13 protein-coding genes are annotated in these 14483 nt (G+C 62.4%); 3 read left to right on the top strand and 10 right to left on the bottom strand.

Going from position 1 to position 14483, the window contains the following annotated elements; translation table 11 throughout:
• From trbL to trbB, 7 genes are all read right to left on the bottom strand, one after another.
• Positions 1 to 845: P-type conjugative transfer protein TrbL (gene trbL, locus L4923_RS29335; RefSeq protein ID WP_239370641.1), on the bottom strand; the 845-nt coding region annotated here is incomplete at its 3' end.
• A 3-nt stretch (positions 846 to 848) separates the two neighbouring features.
• Entirely contained in the window at positions 849 to 1136 is a 288-nt protein-coding gene (trbK-alt, locus tag L4923_RS29330; RefSeq protein WP_239370640.1) for a putative entry exclusion protein TrbK-alt, read from the bottom strand.
• 10 nt (positions 1137 to 1146) lie between these two features.
• The gene (gene trbJ / locus L4923_RS29325; RefSeq protein ID WP_239370639.1) at positions 1147 to 1911 is read right to left on the bottom strand and encodes a P-type conjugative transfer protein TrbJ; all 765 of its coding nucleotides are present in this window, start codon (positions 1909 to 1911) and stop codon (positions 1147 to 1149) included.
• A complete protein-coding gene (gene trbE / locus L4923_RS29320) occupies positions 1908 to 4364 on the bottom strand; it encodes a conjugal transfer protein TrbE (RefSeq protein ID WP_239370638.1) in 2457 nt (818 codons plus the stop codon). The genes trbJ and trbE overlap by 4 nt, the downstream gene beginning before the upstream one ends.
• Positions 4365 to 4374: 10 nt before the next feature.
• Positions 4375 to 4656, bottom strand: coding sequence for a VirB3 family type IV secretion system protein (locus L4923_RS29315; RefSeq protein ID WP_239370637.1), 282 nt, complete (start codon positions 4654 to 4656; stop codon positions 4375 to 4377).
• Positions 4656 to 4988 (bottom strand): TrbC/VirB2 family type IV secretion system protein, encoded by a 333-nt coding sequence (locus tag L4923_RS29310; RefSeq protein ID WP_239370636.1) that lies wholly within the window; start codon positions 4986 to 4988, stop codon positions 4656 to 4658. Before L4923_RS29310 ends, L4923_RS29315 begins: the two co-directional genes overlap by 1 nt.
• Positions 4985 to 5965, bottom strand: a complete 981-nt coding sequence (trbB, locus tag L4923_RS29305; protein ID WP_239370635.1) for a P-type conjugative transfer ATPase TrbB — start codon at positions 5963 to 5965, stop codon at positions 4985 to 4987. Before trbB ends, L4923_RS29310 begins: the two co-directional genes overlap by 4 nt.
• Positions 5966 to 6100: 135 nt before the next feature.
• Between trbB and L4923_RS31260 the strand changes: the two genes are divergently transcribed.
• The 3 genes from L4923_RS31260 to L4923_RS29295 are packed head-to-tail and all read left to right on the top strand — an operon-like array spanning position 6101 to position 10361.
• Entirely contained in the window at positions 6101 to 6643 is a 543-nt protein-coding gene (locus L4923_RS31260) for an HTH domain-containing protein (protein WP_425531031.1), read from the top strand.
• Positions 6643 to 9729 (top strand): HsdM family class I SAM-dependent methyltransferase, encoded by a 3087-nt coding sequence (locus L4923_RS29300; RefSeq protein WP_239370634.1) that lies wholly within the window; start codon positions 6643 to 6645, stop codon positions 9727 to 9729. Before L4923_RS31260 ends, L4923_RS29300 begins: the two co-directional genes overlap by 1 nt.
• Entirely contained in the window at positions 9726 to 10361 is a 636-nt protein-coding gene (locus tag L4923_RS29295) for a hypothetical protein (RefSeq protein ID WP_239370633.1), read from the top strand. The genes L4923_RS29300 and L4923_RS29295 overlap by 4 nt, the downstream gene beginning before the upstream one ends.
• Positions 10362 to 10420: 59 nt before the next feature.
• Here L4923_RS29295 and L4923_RS29290 read toward each other — a convergent pair whose 3' ends face one another.
• The 3 genes from L4923_RS29290 to L4923_RS29280 form a co-directional block, all read right to left on the bottom strand.
• Positions 10421 to 10858 (bottom strand): CopG family transcriptional regulator, encoded by a 438-nt coding sequence (locus L4923_RS29290; RefSeq protein WP_239370632.1) that lies wholly within the window; start codon positions 10856 to 10858, stop codon positions 10421 to 10423.
• 5 nt (positions 10859 to 10863) lie between these two features.
• Positions 10864 to 12852, bottom strand: a complete 1989-nt coding sequence (locus L4923_RS29285) for a conjugal transfer protein TraG (protein WP_239370631.1) — start codon at positions 12850 to 12852, stop codon at positions 10864 to 10866.
• Positions 12853 to 12876: 24 nt separating this feature from the next.
• Positions 12877 to 14483, bottom strand: a 1607-nt coding sequence (locus L4923_RS29280; RefSeq protein WP_239370630.1) for a relaxase/mobilization nuclease domain-containing protein, incomplete at its 5' end; no start/stop codon positions are given.

The raw sequence follows: 14483 nt of genomic DNA, 5'->3' as shown, positions 1-14483 counted from the left end.
CCGCTCGCCAAGGCCGTGCCCGCGGCAGCACCGGCGCCAAGCTGCGGGCCACCGCTGACCAGGCCGGATGCGATGCCGGGACCGAATATGCCGAGGCCGAGCAGCGACAAAGACGCGAGCACCACGGCCATGGCTTCGTCGATGGTGGGCGTGACACCCCCGAAGCCTTGGGTGAACTGGCTGAACAGTGTCGAGCCGATGCCGATGATGACGGCGAGCACCAGCACCTTGATGCCGGACGAGATGACATTGCCGAGCACGCGTTCGGCCATGAAGGCGGTCTTGCCGAAAAGGCCGAAGGGAATCAGCACAAAGCCGGCAAGCGTGGTCAGCTTGAATTCGATCAGCGTCACGAACAGTTGGATGCTGAGAATGAAGAAGGCGAGAATGACCAGCGCCCAGGCGAAGAGCAGGCAGGCGATCTGGATGAAGTTCTCAAAGAACGCGACCCAGCCCATCAGCTCGGAGATGGATTCCAGCAACGGCCGAGCGGCGTCGAGACCTGTCTGAGCGACCTTGCCCGGGCGCATGAGGTCCCGCGCGGTGAAGCCCGTGCCGGATGCCTTCAGGCCGAGGCCGGCGAAGCTGTCGAAGACGATCTTTGCGAGATTGTTCCAGTTGGAGATGAGGTAGGCGAAGACGCCGACGAACAGCGTCTTCTTGACCAATCTCGCCATGATGTCTTCGTCGGTGCCCCAGCTCCAGAACAGCGCGGCCAGCGTCACGTCGATGACGATCAGCGTGGAGGCGATGAAACCCACCTCGTCGCCGAGCAGGCCGAAGCCAGAATCGATGTAGCGGGTGAAGACCCCGAGGAAATTGTCGATGACGCCCGAACCGCCCATGTGTCAGCGCCCTTCGCTGGAGGACGGTGAGACGGGTGGGCGCGTCCTGCCGAGAAAGCGATCGCGGGTCTCGGCCCAGACACGCAAGCAGTCGGCATCCCCGGCGGCCTTCTGCCCGAGCTGCTGGCAGCGGCGCTGGCCCTCGCGCAGCGGATCGTGGCCAGGCTGGACGATACGATCGGGCGGCGATGCCGGCGTCTCATCCTTGCAGGTCAGCTCGATCACCGTCGCGGTAATGGCGACGGCGACGAACACGACAGCGCCCAGCCGGGCCAGCATCTTGCCGTCCATCCGCCCGTCCTCAATTGCCGTTGAACATTTGAGCGCTGCCCGGCTGGTAGCCGCCGCCGGGCGTCAGAAAGCGCCGGCGCTGTTCGCGGCCCTGCTCGACCGCCGCGGTGCGTTCCGCTTCAGTCAATGCGTCCGCACGGCCGTTGGCCGAGATCAGCGCAACCAGGTCGGAGAGCTGCTGCGACTGGAGCGCGAGGATCTGATTGCCGGCCTGCGTCGCTTGAAGTGCGCCGGTCGCACCCTGGCTCTGGTTCACCAGCTCGGACATCTGCGTGCGGTTGGTGTCGATGTTGCCGACGACGCCGGCCTGCACGCGCATCGCATCCTGCAATCCGCCGACGGTATTTTGCCAGCGCGTGCGGGCATCCGCGACGAGCTGCTGATCCGTCGCCGACATGGACACATCGCCGTATTGCTGCTGGAAGGCCTGGTCGATCTGCTGCACGTCGAAGGCGATGTTTTGGGCCTGCTGCAAAAGCTGCTGCGTCCGCTGCACCGATTCTTGGATCTCCTGGAGAGCGGAGAACGGCAGGCTCGTGAGGTTGCGCGCCTGGTTGATGAGCATCTGCGCTTCGTTCTGAAGCGAGGTGATCTGGTGCGTGATCTGCTCCAGCGTGCGCGCGGCCGTGAGCACGTTCTGCGCGTAGTTCGACGGATCGAAGACGATCTTCCAGGCATGTGCCGGCGTGGTCAGGACGGGCGCGAGAGCAATAGGCGCGACGAGCATGGTTCCGGCCAGGAAAACGGCGCGCGAGCGGGCGAAACGACGGGTCATGATTGGACCTCCTTTTCGGGTTGGGGAATGAGGGTCGGGAAAGTGGGTAGGAGATCGACGGCCCAGTTAACGCCTCGGGCGTTGAACCAGGCGGGGAGGAAGCCCTCGCGGCCGTGCTCGGCGACTATCTCAGCAATCAGCGTCTGGTCGGATTTGGCGGATGCGGCGCAGAGCGCGAGACCGACTTCCGACAGGCCCAGCTCGAACAGGCGATTGCCACGGCGTGACTGGCAGTAATAGTCCCGTTTCGGCGTTGCCCGCGCGAGGATGTCGATCTGACGGTCGTTGAGGCCGAAGCGCCGGTAGATGGCTGTGATCTGCGGCTCGATCGCCCGCTCGTTGGGCAGGAGCAGCCGTGTCGGGCAGCTCTCTATGATCGCCGGTGCGATCGCGGAATTGTCGATGTCGGAAAGTGACTGCGTGGCGAAGATGACGCTGGCGTTCTTCTTGCGCAGCGTCTTCAGCCATTCACGGAGCTGGCCGGCGAATCCCTCGTCGTCCAAGGCAAGCCAGCCCTCATCGATGATAAGCAAGGTGGGGCGGCCATCGAGCCGGTCGCCGATACGGTGGAAGAGATAGGCGAGCACCACCGGCGCCGCCCCGGTGCCGACCAGGCCCTCGATCTCGAAGGCCTGCACTTGCGAACTGCCAAGGTGTTCGGTCTCGGCATCGAGCAGGCGGCCATAGGGACCGCCGACGCAGAACGGCCGCAAGGCTTGCTTGAGGTCGTTTGACTGGAGCAGCACGCTGAAGCCGGTGATCGTGCGTTCCTCGACAGGCGCGGAGGCCAGCGAGGTCAATGCCGTCCAGATGTGCTCCTTGGCTTCAGGGGTGACAGGCACGCCGTCACGCAGGAGGATCGCAACGATCCAGTCGGCCGCCCAGGCACGTTCATAGGTGTCATGGATGCGCGCGAGCGGCTGGAGCGAGATGGAAGACTCGGAGCCTTCGGTCAGGCTGCCGCCAAGGTCGTGCCAGTCGCCTTGCATGGCGAGCGCAGCGGCACGGATCGAGCCACCAAAGTCGAAGGCGAAGACTTGTGCTCGGCTGTAGCGCCGGAACTGCAAGGCCATGAGCGCGAGCAGCACGCTCTTGCCCGCGCCAGTCGGGCCGACGACCAGCGCATGGCCGACATCGCCGACATGCAGAGAAAACCGGAACGGGGTCGCGCCTTCCGTTCTGCCGTAAAGCAGCGGGGGCGCGTCGAAGTGCTCGTCCCGTTCCGGCCCCGCCCACACGGCACTCAGGGGCATCATGTGGGCGAGATTGAGCGTCGAGATCGGTGGCTGGCGGACATTGGCGTAGGCATGGCCGGGCAGCGAGCCGAGCCAGGCGTCCACGGCGTTGACCGTCTCGACCATGGCGGTGAAGTCGCGACCCTGGATGACCTTCTCGACCAGCCGCAGCTTCTCATCGGCCAGACGCGGATCAGCGTCCCAGACGGTGATCGTCGCGGTGACATAGGCCATGCCGGCGACATCCGCGCCGAGTTCCTGCAATGCCATGTCGGCGTCGGCGGCCTTGTTCGCTGCGTCAGTATCCACGAGCACGGATTGCTCGTTGGTCATCACCTCTTTCAGGATCGCGGCGATCGATTTGCGCTTGGCGAACCACTGCCTTCTGATCTTCGTCAGCAGGCGTGAGGCGTCCGTCTTGTCCAACAGGATTGCGCGCGTCGACCAGCGATACGGGAAAGCGAGCCGATTAAGATCGTCGAGCAGGCCAGGCGTCGTCGCGGTTGGGAAACCGACGATGGTGAGAATGCGAAGGTGCTGCTCGCCAAGGCGCGGCTCGAGTCCGCCGGTCAGCGGCTGGTCGGCGAGCAGCGCGTCCAGATAGATCGGCGTCTCGGGGACTCGGACGCGGTGGCGGCTCAATGAAACGCAGGAATGCAGGTAGGTCAGCGTCTCGGCGTCATCGAGCCAGGCGCATTCCGGCATGAAACCATCGAGCAGCGCGAGAACGCGGTCGGTCCGATCCGTGAAGGCGCGCAGGATCTCATGCGGATCGACGCCCGACCGCTCGCGGCCCTCATAGAGCCAGGCTTCGGTGCGCGCGGCTTCCTCGGGCGGTGGCAGATAAAGGAAGGTGAGGAAGTAGCTTGATTCAAAATGCGCACCGGCTTCCTCGAAATCGGCTTTGCGCTCGGCATCGACCATGGCCGATGCCGGATCGGGAAAGGTGCTGTCGGGATAGGTCGAGGCCGCGTGGCGCTGCGCCTCGACGAAGATCGCCCAGCCCGAGCCGAGACGGCGGAAGGCGTTGTTGATGCGGCCCGCGACAGCGACCAGTTCCGCCGCAACGGCGGAATCAAGATCGGGACCGCGAAAGCGCGCGCTGCGCTGGAAGCTACCATCCTTGTTGAGGACGACGCCTTCGCCGACGAGAGCCGCCCAGGGCAGATAATCGGCGAGGCGAGACGCGGTGCGGCGGTATTCGGCAAGGTTCATCATGGCCGCGCCCTCACACCGCCAGATAACCGGGGATGCGCAGGTGTCTGCGCCCGACTTCCACGAACAGCGGGTCGCGCTTCGCCGCCCAAACCGCCGCGAAGTGGCCGATCGCCCAGATCGCGAGTCCGAGCAGCCACAGGCGCAAGCCGAGGCCAATCGCGCCGGCAAGCGTGCCGTTCATGATCGCGATGGAGCGCGGAGCGCCACCGAGCAGGATGTGCTCGGTCAGTGCGCGATGAACGTGGATGGAGAATCCCGGCACGGCGTCGAGCTGTTCGAAGGCGGCGGGCATCAGATGAGCGCCCCACCGCCGAACGAGAAGAACGACAGGAAGAAGCTAGACGCCGCGAAGGCGATCGACAGGCCGAATACGATCTGAATCAGCCGGCGGAATCCGCCTGACGTGTCGCCGAAGGCGAGCGTCAGGCCGGTCACGATGATGATGATGACTGCGATGATCTTGGAGACCGGCCCCTCGATCGACTGGAGGATTTTTTCGAGCGGCTGTTCCCACGGCATGGACGAGCCGGAGGCGTAGGCCGCCGGCGCGAGCATGATGCTGATCGCGAGCGTGGTTGCGGCAGTCGCGGTGGCGCGGTAGCCGCACGAGAGTATGCGGATCATGTGGGGTCTCCTGCGTTCGGTGAGGCCGGGGTGATGCGGTAGTCGCCGTCTGGGCCGAGCCCCTCGACGCGTGCGAGCGCGGTAAGCCGTCGCTGGGAACCGCGGCCGGACAGCACGGCGACGAGATCGATGGTCTCGGCGATCAGCGCGCGCGGGACGGTGACGACGGCTTCCTGAATGAGCTGCTCGAGACGGCGGAGCGCGCCCATGGCAGAGCCGGCATGAATGGTGCCGATTCCGCCAGGATGGCCAGTGCCCCACGCCTTCAAGAGGTCGAGCGCCTCGGCGCCGCGAACTTCGCCGATCGGAATGCGGTCGGGCCGCAGGCGCAGCGAGGACCGCACCAGATCGGAGAGCGTGGCGACGCCATCTTTTGTGCGCATCGCCACGAGGTTCGGCGCGGAGCATTGCAGTTCGCGCGTGTCCTCGATGATGACGACGCGATCGGCGCCTTTCGCCACTTCGGCGAGCAGCGCATTGGTCAACGTAGTCTTGCCAGTCGAGGTGCCGCCGGCGACAAGAATGTTCGCGCGTGACGTGACTGCGGAGCGCAGCGCCACGGCCTGATCGCCCGTCATGATGCCGGCGGCCACATAGTCGTCGAGCGTGAACACGGCGACGGCAGGCTTCCGGATGGCGAAGGCCGGAGCCGCGACCACAGGCGGCAACAGGCCCTCGAAGCGTTCGCCGGTTTCGGGCAGCTCGGCCGAGACGCGCGGTCGACGCGCGTGGACCTCAGCGCCAACATGATGGGCGACCAGCCGCACGATCCGCTCACCATCGGCAGCCGACATCGTTTCGCCGGTATCGGCCAGGCCCTCTGATAGCCGGTCCACCCAGATGCGACCGTCCGGGTTCAACATCACTTCGACCACTGCGGGCTCTTCCAGCAGCCGGGCAATGGCAGCGCCGAGCGCTGTGCGCAGCATGCGCGCGCCGCGCTGACTCGCTTCCTGTCTGTGGTGAGTGGACGACATCCCGGCCCCGTTCGTGACGGGGCCTCAACAAGTCGTTCCCCGAGTGGGGCGACTAAAAGAGCCTCAGATCAGGCGCGTTCAACAAGTTTCGATCGTAGTAGGGAAGCAGCGTGCAAATACAGGAAATCGACGGTAATGCCTTGGTCTTCGTTCGTGAAGCTCATCACCCATGGCGTGTTGCGACGCTTCCTGATTCGATATCGTCGCAGATGCCAGCGATCCCAATCGGCCAACGCCGAGCGTCTTATCGCGAAAACTCGGCAGGGAGATTCTGCGCTCCTTATGTTACCCCACGAACCTCAGGCGATGCACCGCGAGCAAGCCTCCGAAGGGGCAGCCGCGACATCCCCCGCAAATGTTCCTTTTATGTTCTTGCAATTCTGTGATGGATGTCTATCATTTCGCGATAGACTCAGGTTATGCAGCAACATGAGATTTGACCGGGCACTCGCCATTCCTCGACGGCACCAAGAGTTATTGCGTTTGGTGAGGTCGGGTGACTACTCGGCGTCAGGATTGGCTCAGGCACTTCATGTGTCGGAGCCTACGGTCAATCGCGATATTCTCTTTCTGCGTCAGAGCGGGCACCCGATCGTGTCCGTCCGCATCCAATCGGGTTGGGCATACCGCCTAGATCAAAGCATTAATAGCCCGCGCACAGCGCGAAGGGGAACGTGATGGCGCGCGTCCCCTCAGATTGGCGAAGCGATTTCGGTCTTGGCCAATCGCTTCATCCGGGTCTGTTTACGACCAGAGACCAGCTCACCGCTGATGTCCCTCAAGCGCACATTCTCAGGCACGCGTTTGATCTACTGGAACTCGATGGCATCCTTTGCATCGAGAACCAGCCGCTGATCTATTTCAAGGAGATCGAGGAGAAACAGGTCGCACAATCCAGTACGATGCATCGCCAGTTCTGGAACCATGGTGGTGCGCCGATCCTCGTGCTGATTTCGCCGGTTCGGGTCCATATCTTTTCCGGGATGGTTCGTCCGTCATCCGATGATCTAACGGGCGAGGTGCCTGCACTCATCGAAACACTTGAGAGAGTCGCTAACAGACTCTCCGAGTTCATCATCGCCGTAGAGTCGGGCTCCTACTTCCATCGTCACAGCCGTGCATTCGACCCGGACCAACGCGTCGATCGCGACCTCCTTACGAATCTGCGAGATACCAGAGCCGCACTCGGCGGAGATCAGGCTAGGACTGCTCCCAGCGTGGATGCATTGCTCTGTCGACTGGTGTTCACATGCTATCTGTTTGACCGTGGCGTCATCGACACGGAGTATGTCGCTGATACGGGTCTCCCCAGCAACTTGTCGCACCTTCGAGATATTCTAAGCGTCACGCCCACTGCTGACGCCAAGGCGCACCTCTATGCGCTCTTTCGCAAACTCGGTGAAGACTTCAACGGGGATCTGTTCAGCGGCGACCTGGAGAAGGAAGCGAGGTCCATCACGACCGAACAGGTCAGCACGCTCAATGATTTCTTCCAAGGCACGAACATCGCCGATGGGCAGCGCAGGTTCTGGCCCTACGATTTTGGGTACATTCCGATCGAGGCTATCAGCGCCATCTACGAACACTTCATCGGTACAGCGGCTCAACGCGACGGTGCCTTCTATACTCCTCGCTTCCTCGTGGAACTGGTCCTTGATGCAGCTTTACGCAATGAGAAAACATTGCTGGACAAGACCTTCCTCGATCCCGCATGCGGGTCAGGAATCTTCCTCGTAGGCCTGTTCAACCGCATCGCAGAAGAATGGATTCAGCGAAACCCAAAGGCGCGCAATGAGCGCCGCGCGCGCGAGCTCATGACGCTCATGCAGAGCAGGCTCTACGGCGTCGATACCAATCCAATAGCGTGCCGCATTACGGCCTTCAGCCTCTATCTGGCTTACCTCGACAAGCTCTCTCCGAGAGACATCAAAGGGCTTCAAGCAAAAGGACGGGCTCTGCCAAACCTGCTGCTTCAGACGTCCGACGAAGGAGCTCGTGACGGCAACATCATATGCGCCGACTTCTTCGATACGAGGGCGCAGCTTCCAAAGGAGGCGGACTTCGTCATCGGAAACCCGCCGTGGGGAAGCCTGGCGGGTAAGGGCACCCTTGCGGCCACGTGGTGCGCCAGTAACAAGAAGGCAATTCCCGACAATCAGATTGGGTCCGCTTTCGTTTGGAAGGCGACATTTCACGTCAAGGCGGACGGGCACGTGTGCTTCGTGTTGCCCCATGGCATTTTGCTAAATCACGGTGACAACGCCGTCGCGTTCCAAGCAGCCTGGGCGTCCCAGAACCAGTTGGAATGGGTGCTCAACCTCGCTGACCTTCGATATTTCCTCTTTAACGAGGCGATCCATCCCGCGGTGGTCATTCGCTTCCGTCCCACTCCGCCTAAAGGCGATAGCGAGATCGAGTACCTTGTTCCCAAGGCAGACTGGCAGATTATGTTCGGGGAGGTGATTACCGTTTCGTCGAGCGATCGTTCGTCGTTCTCTTCGGACGAGTTGCTTCACGACCTAAGAGGTGCCGATGCGCCTCAACTTTGGACCCAACGTTTCTGGGGCTCGCCACGCGATCAGCGTTTGATCGACCGACTGTCGCAATTTCCGAGGCTGCGCGACCGAGTCAGACGGCCGTCTGACGGACCCGACAGCACAAAGCCGTGGATTATAGCCGAGGGGTTCCAGCCGCTTGGCGCCAAAGATGATCAGGAAAAGGCGAAGACGATCACCTTACCGTCCTCGTTGTTCATCTCCGCCAAGAGCAAGGACATTGACCTGTTTCTCTTGCCGGAGGACTGCGAAAATTTGCCCCGACGAACGGTCGAGTTGCGTCAAAGATCGAACACCAACGTGCAGGTTTTCGAAGGCCCTCATGTGTTGATCACCAAGGGCTTTCAGCGTATTGCGTTTGCCGACTTTGATGTGTCCTTCCGGCACGCGCTTCGCGGCATTCACGGTCCCAAAGCAGATCGGGATCTTCTCGCATTCCTCGCCGCCTACCTGCGTACGTCGCTGGCGCAGTTCTTCATGTTCCACACATCGTCGAATTGGGGAATCTACCGTCCTGAAGTCCATGTCCAAGAACTTCTGCGGCTTCCGATGCCAATGCCCGACGACCTCGCGAACCCAAAGCGCGCACGAGCAATCGTGGCCCAGGTCGCAAAAATCGTTGACGGCGCAGCGGAACGTGCGCGCTCCAACTTTTTGAGCCGTGTGCAAGCAATCCAGCAAGCGAGTGCAAAGCTGGAGTCGTTGATCGAAGAATATTTCGGCATTCAGGAATCAGAACGGATTCTGCTTCGTGACACCGTCCAGACGGTCACGACCAGCATTCAGCCGACCTTCGCACGTATGCCCGTGCCGTCCGTCGAACCAGCAAACTCGGATCAACGGCAACGTTACGTAGACCGCATCTGCAACACGCTCAATGCATGGGCAAAGCACGACGCGGTGACCGGTTTCACGATCGCATCTCAATCTCTGGGCGTTGCCGTCGTGATATTGGACCGCGGTGCAAAAGTAGCTACGCCCCTAAGCGACGACAGCAACCAGTTGCTCGCCACTCTGGAAAGGATACGTGCGATAGGTGTGAGTGCCCAGCAACCGATCGCGCTGCCTCGCGATGTTATGGTCTTCGATCGCTCGCGTCTCTATCTGGTTAAGTCGATCGCTCACCGCTTCTGGACAGAGACCGCCGCGCTCAACGACGCGGATCAGGTTGCCTCCACGCTCCTCATGCAGTCGAGCGGCGGTGCATGAAGACGATCGGCGTACCAAACGAGTGGATCGACCTTATCGACTCCATGGTGCCTGACATCCTCGAGCTGATCGTCGCCTCTTGGGTACTCATGCCTACGATCGTTCCAGATACTCGCGAAGACCCAATCACCGAAGAGCTGTGCCGTTTGCTCCGTGCCAATCGCTCCAGCGGCGATCTTCCGTTCCGGATTGATATCCAAATGGTGGAGCTCGATCCTACTCCCGGTGAAACCCAAGGGCGTCTGGACATCGCTTTTTCCCCGATGGTTCCGCGCGAGGACATCTACTTCTGCCTTGAATGTAAGAGGCTCAGCGTACCCGACGGCACGACGACACGATCGTTTGCAACAGAGTATGTCACGCACGGGATGATGCGTTTCATACGGGGCAAGTACGGCAAGCGCGTTAAGCATGGCGGTATGCTTGGATACGTCTTTGATGGCAACGTCACTTCGGCTTTTGCTGCGATTGCGGCCGCAATCCGAGCACGTCTCTCGGATCTAGGTATGGATGCGCCGGGCGAGATGAAGAAATCCTCCATTCGCCCTCATGACAGCAATTGCCGAGAGACTTACCACAAGAGAGGCGAACTGGGCCCGTTCATCATACACCACCAAGTTGTCCCCGTCTGATGACGAAGAAACGCGTGTTGGCACTATGATTACAGGAGGAAAATAGCGCCGCCCAAACGCTATTGGTCAACGCCTTCCTTACACGTAACATCCTCGGAAATCTCCTGCCCGAGCTTCGGCCCCTTGGCCAGGCGCCGGCCGAGCGCAGAGATAAAAGCTTCGTACCGCTCCGTCGCTTTGGCGCGGGCGGCCTGCGCCGCCGGTTCGGGCAAAGCTGGTGTCGTGGTCAGCCAGAACCGGACGAAGACCGCCAATGTCTCGATCGCGATGCCCATGTCCCGTTCAAGCCGCGTCATGCGCCGGTCGAGCTGATCGAGACGTTTGACCAGAGCCGCTTCCCGCCGCTCGGCCGCATCCGGCGACAGGAACGACGCGATGGCGGCCTCGGCAATCATCGACTGCGGCTGGTTTCGACGCGCCGCATAATCGGCCAGCATGGTCATGACATCCTGGTCGAGATAGGCGGAGATTTTGGTCTTCTTTCTACGGTTGGTCACGGCGCTCACAGCTCCATGCCATCGTTCGGATCGAGAGAGATCTGACGCGCGATGCCCTGCATGAGGCGGGTCAGGCGGCGATTGCGCACGGCATCGTCATCGTCACCATCGTCGCTCGGGTCGATCTCGAATTCGTTCTCGATCGGCTCCTTCTTCTCGACCGGCTTCACGCGCTCCAACTCGGGCTGCCGGCGACGCTCGGATTCGGTCGGGTCTTCGTCGTCCTCCTGCCGCACGCCTGACGTTGTCGCCGTCGTAGGCTGTACCGGTATCGGTAACTTGCTCCAGTCGTCGGGGTGAATCTCAGCCGAACTCGGCAATTCCGGCGGCGGCAGTATGCGTTCCCTGAATCGCGTGTCCTCGTAGTAGCGCGCCTTCTTGGCCCGGATCGGCGGAATACCCGCCACCATGACGATCTCGTCGGCCGGCGGAAGCTGCATCACCTCCCCGGGGGTCAGCAAGGCTCGGGCGGTCTCCTGCCGCGATACCATTAGATGTCCCAGCCAGGGAGACAGCCGATGCCCGGCGTAGTTCTTCATCGCCCGCATCTCGGTCGCCGTGCCGAGCGCATCCGACACGCGCTTGGCGGTCCGCTCGTCGTTGGTGGCGAAGCTGACGCGAACGTGGCAATTGTCGAGGATCGAATTGTTTGGACCGTACGCCTTCTCGATCTGGTTGAGGCTCTGCGCGATCAGGAACGACTTTAGGCCGTAGCCGGCCATGAACGCCAAGGCCGTCTCGAAGAAGTCGAGGCGACCAAGCGCCGGAAACTCGTCGAGCATGAGCAACAGGCGGTGCCTGCCGCGGTTGGCCTGGAGATCCTCGGTCAGGCGTCGGCCGATCTGGTTCAGCAGCAGCCGGATTAGCGGCTTCGTCCGGTTGATATCGGACGGCGGCACGACGAGATAGAGCGTCGTGGGCTGTTCAGCACCCACAATGTCTCTGATCCGCCAATCACAGTGCCGGGTGACCTCGGCAACGACGGGATCGCGATAGAGGCCGAGAAACGACATGGCGGTGGAGAGCACGCCAGAGCGCTCGTTGTCGGATTTGTTCAGCAACTCGCGCGCCGCGCTGGCGACAACGGGATGCGGTCCCGCCTCCCCCAAATGCGCGGTCTTCATCATGGCGCGCAGGGTCGATTCGACCGGCCGCTTCGGATCGGACAGGAAATTGGCGACGCCTGCCAGGGTCTTGTTGGGCTCGGCGTAGAGGACGTGCAGGATCGCTCCGACCAGCAGGCTATGGCTGGTCTTTTCCCAATGGTTGCGCTTGTCGAGGCTACCTTCCGGATCGACCAGGATATCGGCGATATTCTGGACGTCGCGCACTTCCCATTCGCCGCGGCGGACCTCGAGCAGCGGATTGTAGGCGGACGACTTCGGATTGGTAGGATCGAACAGCAGCGCACGGCCGTGCTTGGCACGGAAGCCGGAGGTGAGCTGCCAATTTTCTCCTTTGATGTCGTGGACGATTGCCGAGCCCGGCCAGGTCAGCAGCGAGGGAATGACCAGACCGACGCCCTTGCCGGACCGTGTCGGCGCGAAGCACAGCACATGTTCCGGCCCGTCGTGCCGCAGGTATTCCTGCGTAAATCGCCCGAGCACGACGCCATCGGAACCGAGCAGACCGGCCGCCTTGATCTCGGTCTTGTCGGCCCAACGCGCCGAACCATAGGTGGCGGCATGCTTCGCTTCCCGCGCGCGCCAGACCGACATGCCGATGGCGACAGCGATGGCGATGAAGCCGCCGGACGCTGCGATCAGTCCGCCTTCCACGAAGACGTCGGGCGCATAGGCCTCATAAAAATACCACCACCAGAAGATGGCCGGCGGATAGTAGACGGGCCAGCCCGCGAACTCGAACCAGTGCGGGCCGAGCTGCGTCTGGAATCCCAGTCGCCATGCCGTCCATTGTGTCGCGCCCCAGGTCGTCATCAGCACGATCAGGAAGACGGTGAGGATCTGTCCCCAGAGGATTTTTGTCGCGGACATCGCGGTGATCCTTTCTGATTGGAGCTAGAGGCTGAGACCTCGCTTGCGGCCGAAATCCCAATCGACGCCGCTGCTGTCGCGAGCGACGCCGGAGACATGGCGGCCGAGCTGCTTTTCGAGCGAGGGCGACCAGGGCACGAGCTGGAAGCCGAGACCGTCGTCGATCATGGCGAACCGGCCGGTGGCGAGCGCGAAGCGCTGGCGAAAGGTCCCGGCGACGAACTCGCCACTGCCGGCGCGATTGAACGGCAGGCCCGTTTCGCCTGCAAGCTTCTCGCCAAGCGCATCGATTTCCCGGTCGCGTAGCGTGTTGAGCAGCCGGCGCGCGAAGACGACGCGCCCACCCTGCCGCTCTGCGAGGCCTTCGCCGACCAAGTGCTCGGCGCGCTGATCCATAGCCTGGCGCACCTCGGCGCCGAAGCCTCCGTCCGAGAGCGCGATCGACTCACGCGCCACCGCCTGCCGGTCGAGCCAGGTCGCTCCTGTCGCTTTGACCTGTCCGTGGATGTCGAGGTCGGAGCGGACGGCGATCGCAACCCGGCGCTCGCCGCGCGTGTCCTCATAGGAACGGAGTTCGACGATCGAGCCGGGAGCGCTGTCGCCTGCCGCGTCGAGATGCGGCAGCTTGATATGATGGGTGCGGCCGTCGACGCCGTCGACCACAGCATAGGCCGTGCCTCTCAGCTCATCGTCGAGCCCACGCTCGACCAGCCGACCGATGACGGGCACGTCAAGGCTCTCGGCTGCGAGGACGTAGCTGGCAGAGCCACGATCGATGCCGTGCTCGGTCAGCGCGCGATGCATCCGCTTGATGATGTCGCCGCGCTCGCCCAGCTCATGCAGGACCTTCTCCGCCTCTTCCTTGATGAACCATTGAGCCGGGCTGACCTGTCCGGCCAGCCCAAGAATTTCCAGCGTACGCAGCCGCCCGACTTTTAGCGCGTGGAATGCGTCCGGTTGGCGGTCAGGGAGCGGTGCAAGGTCGATGATGCCGGTCTTCCCGCCATCGCGTTTGAGCTGGCGATCGAGTTGGGTCCAGCGTTCTGCCTCGACCTGACGTTCCAGATTGCGGCGGATATCAAAATCCGTCCGCTGCCCAAGCTCCAGCGTGACCAAATCCTGCGCACGGGCGCGCATGCCTTCTTTGATGTAGTCGCGGGAGATGACGAGGTCGTGCCCGTCATCGGTGCGGCCGCGCAGGATGACATGAATGTGGGGGTTGTCAGTGTTCCAATGATCGACGCCGACCCAATCGAGCTTCGTGCCGAGGTCCTTTTCCATCTGGCCCATCAGCTCGCGGGCGTGAGCCTTGAGGTCAGTCATGTCGGCAGCGTCCTCGGGCGAAACGATGAACCGGAAATGATGCCGGTCGCCCTCGCAGCGCTCCGCGAAGTGCCGCGCGTCCATCTCGTCGCTCTCCGGCCCGAACATCCGGGCCTTCTCCCCATCGCGGGTTACGCCCTCACGGCGGAGATAGTTGAGGTGTGCGCCGAGCGGGGCCGAGCGCGCGGTTTGGCGGACGACGCGGGTCTTGATGACGACGATTCGAGGGCGGCCGATGAGAAGGCGGTTGGCCTGGATGCTGGCGCGCTGGCCGCGGCCGAAGCGCGAGCGGTTGCCGGGCGTGATCC

Source organism: Terribium retamae (assembly GCF_022347545.1).
Classification (GTDB): domain Bacteria; phylum Pseudomonadota; class Alphaproteobacteria; order Rhizobiales; family Rhizobiaceae; genus Mesorhizobium; species Mesorhizobium retamae.
The sequence above is the reverse complement of the archived record's forward strand: the minus strand, read 5'-3'. Positions and strand labels throughout refer to the sequence as shown.

What these genes read in the sequence shown, in the direction of transcription:
- trbJ (WP_239370639.1), bottom strand. Translation starts at nt 1,911, where the DNA reads ATGACCCGTCGTTTCGCCCGCTCGCGCGCCGTTTTCCTGGCCGGAACC.
- L4923_RS29315 (WP_239370637.1), bottom strand. Translation starts at nt 4,656, where the DNA reads ATGCCCGCCGCCTTCGAACAGCTCGACGCCGTGCCGGGATTCTCCATC.
- L4923_RS29300 (WP_239370634.1), top strand. Translation starts at nt 6,643, where the DNA reads ATGGCGCGCGTCCCCTCAGATTGGCGAAGCGATTTCGGTCTTGGCCAA.
- L4923_RS29285 (WP_239370631.1), bottom strand. Translation starts at nt 12,852, where the DNA reads ATGTCCGCGACAAAAATCCTCTGGGGACAGATCCTCACCGTCTTCCTG.
- trbB (WP_239370635.1), bottom strand. Translation starts at nt 5,965, where the DNA reads ATGTCGTCCACTCACCACAGACAGGAAGCGAGTCAGCGCGGCGCGCGC.
- L4923_RS29310 (WP_239370636.1), bottom strand. Translation starts at nt 4,988, where the DNA reads ATGATCCGCATACTCTCGTGCGGCTACCGCGCCACCGCGACTGCCGCA.
- L4923_RS29295 (WP_239370633.1), top strand. Translation starts at nt 9,726, where the DNA reads ATGAAGACGATCGGCGTACCAAACGAGTGGATCGACCTTATCGACTCC.
- trbK-alt (WP_239370640.1), bottom strand. Translation starts at nt 1,136, where the DNA reads ATGGACGGCAAGATGCTGGCCCGGCTGGGCGCTGTCGTGTTCGTCGCC.
- trbE (WP_239370638.1), bottom strand. Translation starts at nt 4,364, where the DNA reads ATGATGAACCTTGCCGAATACCGCCGCACCGCGTCTCGCCTCGCCGAT.
- L4923_RS31260 (WP_425531031.1), top strand. Translation starts at nt 6,101, where the DNA reads ATGCCTTGGTCTTCGTTCGTGAAGCTCATCACCCATGGCGTGTTGCGA.